At 68.2% G+C, this 8028-nt stretch carries 6 protein-coding genes; 3 read left to right on the plus strand and 3 right to left on the minus strand.

Features of this window, described 5'->3' with window-relative positions:
* Both L995_RS07325 and L995_RS07330 read left to right on the plus strand, forming a co-directional pair.
* A partial coding sequence (locus L995_RS07325; RefSeq protein WP_047470606.1) for a sulfite reductase subunit alpha occupies positions 1-1254 on the plus strand: 1254 nt, incomplete at its 5' end.
* Between the two features lie 229 nt (positions 1255-1483).
* A complete protein-coding gene (locus L995_RS07330; protein ID WP_047470607.1) occupies positions 1484-3664 on the plus strand; it encodes a TonB-dependent receptor domain-containing protein in 2181 nt (726 codons plus the stop codon).
* Here the strand turns inward: L995_RS07330 and L995_RS07335 are convergent.
* The 3 genes from L995_RS07335 to gabT form a co-directional block, all read right to left on the minus strand.
* Entirely contained in the window at positions 3652-4629 is a 978-nt protein-coding gene (locus L995_RS07335; RefSeq protein WP_047470608.1) for a ketopantoate reductase family protein, read from the minus strand. The two genes, L995_RS07330 and L995_RS07335, sit on opposite strands and share 13 nt — an antisense overlap.
* A 105-nt stretch (positions 4630-4734) precedes the next feature.
* Positions 4735-6192, minus strand: a complete 1458-nt coding sequence (locus tag L995_RS07340; RefSeq protein ID WP_047470609.1) for an NAD-dependent succinate-semialdehyde dehydrogenase — start codon at positions 6190-6192, stop codon at positions 4735-4737.
* A 31-nt stretch (positions 6193-6223) separates the two neighbouring features.
* Positions 6224-7552 carry a 4-aminobutyrate--2-oxoglutarate transaminase gene (gene gabT, locus L995_RS07345; protein ID WP_047470610.1) on the minus strand — a complete coding sequence of 443 codons (1329 nt, stop codon included), beginning with the start codon at positions 7550-7552 and terminating at the stop codon, positions 6224-6226.
* Positions 7553-7708: 156 nt separating this feature from the next.
* Here gabT and L995_RS07350 point away from each other — a divergent pair.
* The coding region (locus tag L995_RS07350; RefSeq protein WP_156136007.1) for a GntR family transcriptional regulator at positions 7709-8028 on the plus strand (320 nt) is incomplete at its 3' end.

The raw sequence follows: 8028 nt of genomic DNA on the forward strand, positions 1-8028 counted from the left end.
CTGGCCTCGGCGCGCGAGGGCGCGCTCCCCCTGCTTGTGGCCTATGCCAGCCAGACGGGCCAGGCAGAGGAGCTGGCACGCGAGACTGCGCGGCTGCTGCATACGGCCGGTGAGAGCGTGCATCTGTGCGCCCTCGATGCCGTTGATGTGAAGCTGCTGGCGCAGACCCAAAGGGCGCTGTTCATCGCCAGCACCTATGGCGAGGGCGATCCGCCCGACAACGCAGCCCTGTTCCTGGCGCACTCCATGGCGCAGGCGCAGGGCCTGTCCCATCTGCAATACGGCCTGCTGGCGCTGGGTGATCGCCAGTACGCGCAGTTCTGCGGCTTTGGCCGCGCGCTGGACGGCTGGCTGCGCGCCGGTGGCGCCAGGCCCTGGTTCGAGCGCATTGAAATGGACAACGGCGCGCCGCAGGCGCTGACCGCCTGGCAGCACCAGCTGACCCAGATCAGCAGCCTGGGCGACATGCCGGCATGGGAGCAGCCGGTCTTCAGCGAATGGACGCTGGCCGCGCGCCGGCATATGAACCCGGGCAGCGCAGGCGAGCCGGTGTTCCACATCGAGCTGCAGCCCCCTGCAACGGAGGCCGCGCTGTGGGAGTCCGGCGACCTGGCGCAGGTCTGCATTCCTGCGGACCCGCGGCATCCGCGCGAGTACTCCATCGCCTCCATCGCCCAGGATGGCTGCGTGCATCTGCTGGTGCGCCAGGCGCGGCGCGAGGACGGCTCGCCGGGCCTGGCCTCGGGCTGGCTCACGCAGGGCGCGCCCCTGGGGGCAGCCATCACCCTGAGGCTGCGTGCGCACCGCAATTTCCGGCTGGAAGACAACCTGCAGCGCCCGCTGGTGCTGATCGGCAACGGCACGGGTCTGGCCGGCCTGCGCAGCCACCTGCGTGCGCGTGCCGCAGCAGGCCTGGGGCCCAACTGGCTGCTGTTCGGCGAGCGCAATACCGCGCATGACCGGCTCTATGGCGACGAGCTTCAGGCCTGGTGCGAGGGCGGCGTGCTGCAGCGCCTGGACCTGGCTTTCTCGCGCGATCGCAGCGAAGGCGCGCCGCGCGCCTATGTGCAGGACCTGCTGGCGCAGTCCGGCGATGTGCTGCGCCAATGGGTGGCGCAGGGCGCAGCCATCTATGTGTGCGGCAGCCTGCAGGGTATGGCCCAGGGCGTGGACCAGGCGTTGCACGCCGTGCTGGGTGAGGCGCAAATGGACCAGCTGGTGCGCAGCGGCCGCTACCGGCGTGACGTGTATTGAGGTGGTGAGAGCAGCTTGCGCCAGCGCAAGCATTGGTGCCGTCAGCGCTTTCTGCTCCTAGGAACGTAGCATCCGTGCGACAGATAAATCCTATTGTGATCATGAGAATGGAAATGATTCTCAATGTTCATATAATTTCGTTACATATCCCCATCCCATCGCATAACCAAAGATTTCAAAGCGAGTTGCACGGGCCTCACAGCCCGTTTTCCGTTTCTGGAGTGTTTGCATGTCGTATCGCGATCTGCGCGGCGTTCTTCCGTCGCGTCCTTCCCCTCTGGCCCTCCTGGTGGCCGCCATCTGTGCTTCGGGTGCCGCATCGGCACAGACCCCATCGCAAAGCAATGCGGCTGCCGCCACCGAGTTGCGCGAAGTCGTGGTCTCTGCATCGGGCTTCGAGCAGGACATCAAGGAGGCGCCGGCCTCCATCACCGTCATTCCGCGCGAGGAACTGGCCAAGGGCCGCTTCGGCAGCCTGACCGACGCGCTGGAGAGCGTGGAAGGCATCGACGTAGGCGCCCCCGCGGGCAAGACCGGCGGCCTGAACATCAGCATCCGTGGCATGCCCAGCGACTACACGCTGGTGCTGATCGACGGGCGCCGCCAGAATTCGGCCGGCAATGTCACGCCCAACGGCTTTGGCGAGACGCAGACCAGCTTCATGCCGCCCATCGGCGCCATCGAGCGCATCGAGGTCATCCGCGGCCCCATGTCCACGCTCTACGGCTCCGACGCCATGGGCGGCGTGATCAACATCATCACGCGCAAGGTCGGCAAGACCTGGACGGGCAGCGTCAGCGCCGACTACACGCTGCAGCAAGAGTCGGAGTTCGGTGATATCAAGTCCGGCAAGTTCTACCTGAGCGGCCCCATCAAGGAGGACCTGCTGGGCCTGTCGATCCGCGGCAGCACCCAGCGCCGGGCCGCTTCGGACATCACCTATGCGGGCGCCAACGGCCAGCCAGCCGTTCCCATCATGGGCGGCAACCCCGTCAAGTCCGAGATCAACAACCTGGGCCTGCGCCTGGCGCTCACGCCCAACAGGTACCACGACATCACGCTGGACCTGGACTCGGGCCGCCAGACCTATGACAACTCGCAGGGCCAGTTGGGCACGCTGGGCACGGGAGGCTACAGCCCCGAGCAGAAATACAACCGTGACCAGCTCACGCTGGCCCATACCGGTCGCTACGGCTTCGGAACCTGGGACACCAGCTTCATGGTCAACCGGACCGAGACCATCGGCCGGACCGTTCCCCGGGGAACCCCGGGCGCGACGCCAGGTGCCGCGCGCACGCTGGAGGTGGAAAGCAAGGTGCTGGACAGCAAGCTGGTCCTGCCCTGGGGTGCCCACCTGACCACGCTGGGCGGCCAGTGGTGGGATGCCGAGATGAAGGACGGCGTGGCGCCGAACAAGTTCGCCTTCACGCAGAAGGCCCTGTTTGCCGAGGACGAATGGAGCCTGACCGACGCCTTCAAGCTCACCATGGGCGCGCGCTATGACCGCCACAGCCTCTTCGGCGGCAAGCTCAGCCCGCGTATCTACGGCGTGTGGAATGCCGCGCCGCAGTGGACCGTGAAGGGCGGCGTCAGCAACGGCTACAAGACGCCGCGCGTGGAGCAGCTGGCGCCCGGCATCAACGGCTTCGGCCAGCAGGGCCGCCTGCCGCTGGTGGGCAGCCCCAACCTCAAGCCCGAAACCAGCCGCACCACCGAACTGGGCGTCTATTTCGACAGCCCCACGGGCTTTGCGGGCAGCGCCACGGTGTTCAACAACGAGTTCAAGGACAAGATCACCAGCGGCCCGGGCCTGATCAACTGCGACTTTGCGGCAGCGCCCAACCGCCCCGGCTGCGTGAGCTTCGGCGACTGGCCGCTGGTGGATGCCTTCGGCCAGTCCATCAACGTGGACGAGGCCGTCACGCGCGGCCTGGAGCTGAGTGCGCGCATGCCGCTGGCGCGCGGCTGGAACGCCAGCGCCAACTACACCTTCACCAAGAGCGAGCAAAAGAGCGGCCCCAACCTTGGCAACCCGCTGAGCGACACACCCAGGCACGCGCTCAACGCCCGCCTGAACTGGGAGCCGGGTGCCCAGTGGAACCTGTGGCTGCGCGCCGAGTACCGCAGCGAGCGCTACCGTGACCCCGGCACCAGCGCCAGCTCCCAGGCCGCCAAGGCCGCGCTGGGCAACTACAAGGCCTATACCCAGTTCCACCTGGGCGGCAGCTACCGCGTGAGCAAGCAGTTCACCATCAACGCGGCCATCTACAACGTGTTCAACAAGGATTTCGTGGACTACCAGCCCTACAACGTACCGGGCCAGGTCCAGGGCACCGTGATCTTTGGCAACCGCTACGCGAACAACCAGGAAGGCCGCCGCCTGTGGGTGTCTGCCAACTACGAGTTCTGAGGCGGGTTCAGGGGCTCCTGGCTGGCCTGCACGCGTGAAGGGGCCAGCCTGACCAGCACCTGCAGCGTGCGGTTCAGCGGCACGGGCACGCCCAGGGCCTCGCCGCGCCGCACCACGTAGCCGTTGAGGTGATCGATTTCGCTGGGCTTGCCCAGCGCCAGGTCCTGGGCGGTGGACGAAAACTGGCCCGGCATGGTGGCCGGCAGGCCGCGCACGGCAGCGGGCACGTCGCCGGGCAGGGCCACGCCGTCGGCCCTGGCCACGGCCAGGCATTCGGCCACCACGTCGTCCACCACGTCCGTCACGCCGGGCGACTGCACCAGCGGGCCGTAGGGCAGCTGGCACAGCGCCGACAGCGCGTTGTAGGCGCAGTTGATCACCAGCTTGGCCCACAGCGCGCCGCGCACGTCGGGCGATACCTGCACGGCAATGCCTGCCTTGCCAAACTGCAGGGCCACCTGTTCACTGAGTGCAGACGGCGCAATGACCAGCTCGCCGCGGCCGAAATGGCGCACATGGCCGGGGCCGGCCATGGCCGTGGCCACGTAGACCACGGCGTCCGCCACGGCCACGGACGGGCCCAGCACGGCGCGCACGCGCTCGTCGTTGTCCACGCCGTTTTGCATGGTCAGCACCAGGGTGCCCGGCGCCAGGTGCGGCTGCATCTCGCGGGCCGCTTCCTCGGTGGCCGTGGACTTGACGCAGAACATCACCACATCGGCATCGCGCACGGCGCTGGCCTCGGTCGATGCCTGCATGGGCACCTGGATGTCCAGCGCCGCCGTCTCCAGCCGCAGGCCATGCTGCTGCACGGCCTGCACATGGGCGGGGCGGCCGATCAGCGTGACCTGGTGGCCGGCGCGCGCCAGCAGTGCGCCGAAATAGCAGCCCACGGCGCCTGCGCCCATGACGGCGATGCGCAGCGGTTCGGAAGGAGAGGGGAGGCGGGCGGAAGAAGCGTCCATGGTGCAGATCGGATGGGCCTTTGATGGCGCCCAGTCTAGCCAGGCTGCCGTCGAAGGCCCATGCCGTCTTCCCTGCCGGGTGCCATTGCGGACGTCAGGCAACCCTCATGCCGTCTGCAGGCACAGGTACTTGGTCTCCAGGTATTCCTCGATGCCGTGGCGCGAGCCCTCGCGGCCCAGGCCGGACTGCTTGACGCCGCCGAAGGGCGCGACCTCGTTGGAGATCAGGCCGGTGTTGATGCCCACCATGCCGTACTCCAGCGCGCGCGACACGCGCCAGATGCGGCGGTTGTCGTTGGTGAACAGGTAGGCGGCCAGGCCGTAGATGGTGTCGTTGGCGCGGCGCACCACCTCGTCCTCGTCATGGAAGCGGAACAGCGGCGCCAGCGGGCCGAAGGTCTCTTCCTCGCAGACTTGCATGCTGTCGTTCACATCGGCCAGCAGCGTGGGCTCGAAGAACAGCTGGCCCGGCACCGGGCGCCTGCCGCCCGCCAGCAGGCGCGCGCCCTTGGACAGCGCATCGGCCACATGGCTTTCCACCTTCTGCACGGCCGCCTCGTTGATCAGCGGGCCATGGGTCACGCCGGGCTCCAGCCCATTGCCGACCTTGAAGCCCGCCATGGCACGGGCCAGGCGGCGGGCCAGTTCGTCGTGGATGCCGTCCTGCACATAGATGCGGTTGGCGCACACGCAGGTCTGGCCGGCGTTGCGGAACTTGGAGGCCACGATGCCGGCCACGGCCTGGTCGATATCGGCATCGTCAAACACGATCAACGGTGCATTGCCGCCGAGCTCCAGCGACAGCTTCTTGACCGTGTCGCTGCACTGGCGCATCAGCAGCCGCCCGGTGGCCGTGGAGCCCGTGAAGCTGAGCTTGCGCACCACGGGGCTTTGCGTCAGTGCCTGGCCGATGTCCTGCGGATGGCCGGTCAGCACCTGGAAGACGCCGGCGGGAATGCCGGCCTCCTCGGCCAGCACGGCCAGGGCCAGGGCCGTGAAGGGCGTGCTTTCTGCCGGCTTGACCAGCATGGTGCAGCCGGCGGCCAGCGCCGGGCCGGCCTTGCGCGTGATCATGGCGGCCGGGAAATTCCAGGGCGTGATGGCGGCGCACACGCCAATGGGCTCGCGCAGCGTGAGCAGCTGCTGGCCTGCGTTGGGCGACTGCAGCAGCTCGCCGTCCACGCGCTTGCCTTCCTCGGCAAACCATTCGATGAAGGAGGCCGCATAGGCGATCTCGCCGCGCGCCTCGGCCAGGGGCTTGCCCTGCTCCAGCGTCATCAGCCGCGCCAGATCGTCCTGGTGCGCCAGCATCAGGTCGAACCAGCGGCGCAGGATGCCGGCGCGCTGCTTGCCCGTCAGCGCGGCCCAGGCGGGCAGGGCGCGCTGTGCGGCGGCAATGGCGGCCTCGGCCTCGCCGGCCTGCAGGGCGGGTACCTGGCCCAGGCGTTCGCCGGTGGCGGGATTGAAGACATCGATGGCGGGGCCGGAGCCCACGGGGTGCCAGCCCTGGGCAAGCAGGCAGGCCTGGCGGAACAGATCGGGGCGTTGCAGTGAAAGACTCATGGTGCGGGAAGGCTCAGGCTGTGGAATGGATTCAGGCCGCGACCGGCTGGGGCGCGGTCTGGGTGATGGCGTTGGCGATGATGTCCAGCGCCTTGCCGAACAGCGGCTCTGGAATCGTCAGCGGATAGAGAAAGCGGATGGCGTTGCCGTACAGACCGCAGGTCAGCAGCAGCAGGCCTTGCTGCTGCGCACGCTGGACGATGGCGGCCACGCGCTGCGCGTCGGGCGCACCGCTGCCGGGAATGTGGAATTCCACGGCCAGCATCGAGCCCAGGCCGCGCACTTCGGCGATGCCGGCATCCTGCGTCTGCAATGCCTGCAGGCGCGAGCGCAGCTGGCTGCCCAGTGCCAGGGCCCGCTCGCACAGGCGCTCTTCATCGATCACATCGAGCACGGCATGGGCAGAGGCCACGGCCAGCGGGTTGGCGGCGTAGGTGCCGCCCAGGCCGCCGGGATGGGGTGCGTCCATGATGGCCGCGCGGCCGACCACGCCCGAGATCGGCAGGCCGCCGCCCAGGCTCTTGGCCATGGTGATCAGGTCGGGCCGCACGCTGTAGTGCTCCATGGCAAACAGCTTGCCCGTGCGTGCAAAGCCGGTCTGCACCTCGTCGGCGATCAGCAGCATGCCGTGCTGGTCGCACAGCTGGCGCAGGCCCGTGAACAGCGCGGCAGGCACGGGGTTGAAGCCGCCTTCGCCCTGTACGGGCTCCACGATGATGGCTGCCACGCGCTGCGGGTCCACCGAGGTCTTGAGCAGCATGGCAATGGCGTCCAGCGACTGCTGCACGCTGATGCCCTGCACATCGCTGGGAAAGGGCGCGTGGAAGACTTCGCCCGGCATGGGGCCGAAGCCCTGCTTGTAGGGCGCCACCTTGCCCGTCAGCGCCATGCCCAGCTGGGTGCGGCCGTGGAAGGCGCCCTGGAAGGCGATCACGGCCGAGCGGCCCGTGGCATGGCGGGCGATCTTGACGGCGTTTTCCACCGCCTCGGCGCCCGTGGTGAAGAAGGCGGTCTTGGCCGGGCCGTCGATGGGCGCCAGTGCATTGATGCGCTCAGCCAGTGCAATGGCGCTTTCATAGGGAACGATCTGGAAGGCCGTGTGCGTGAAGCACTCCAGCTGGCGCTGCACGGCCTGCACCACGCGCGGATGGCGGTGGCCCGTGTTGAGCACGGCAATGCCGGCCGCGAAGTCGATGTACTGGCGGCCCTCGGCATCGGTCAGCAAGGCGTTGTCGGCCTGCACGGCGTGGAAGCCGCACATCACGCCCACGCCGCGCGGCATGGCGGCGGTGCGCCGGCTCTGGAGTTGCTGGTTGACGGACGAGGCTCTGGTGGTGTCGTTGGTGGCGGCGCTGGACATGAGAAGGTCTCCGTTGAGGTGGCTGCAATGCTTACGGTTATAGTGGCGATTGGTTCCATGAATGGAGCCATCTTTTGAAAAGATGATGGTGCCAATCGAGTTCGCCACCATCGCTTCCACAAGGCAGGCAACGCAGGCAACGCAGGCAAGGCAGACATGGCAAAACCTTCCGTGTGCGCGGACCTCATCCTCCAGATGGACTGGCGCGGGCTGGGCGGGGACCGCGTCCGCCTGAACCGGGCCCTGTACCTGGCGCTGCGCCAGGCCGTGGACAGCGGGGCCCTGTTGCCGGGCAGCCGCCTGCCGGCCTCGCGCGACCTGGCCCGCGAGCTGGATGTGTCGCGCAACACCGTCAACCATGCCTATGAGCAGCTGCAGGTGGAGGGCTATGTGCGCAGCCAGGTCGGGCGTGGCACGCAGGTGGTCGACACCCTGCCTGCGGCCATGCTGCTGAGCGGCGGACGTGCACCCGCCCG

Origin of the sequence: Delftia sp. ZNC0008 (genome assembly GCF_000799035.1) — a bacterium.
GTDB classification, from domain to species: Bacteria; Pseudomonadota; Gammaproteobacteria; order Burkholderiales; family Burkholderiaceae_C; genus Comamonas; species Comamonas tsuruhatensis.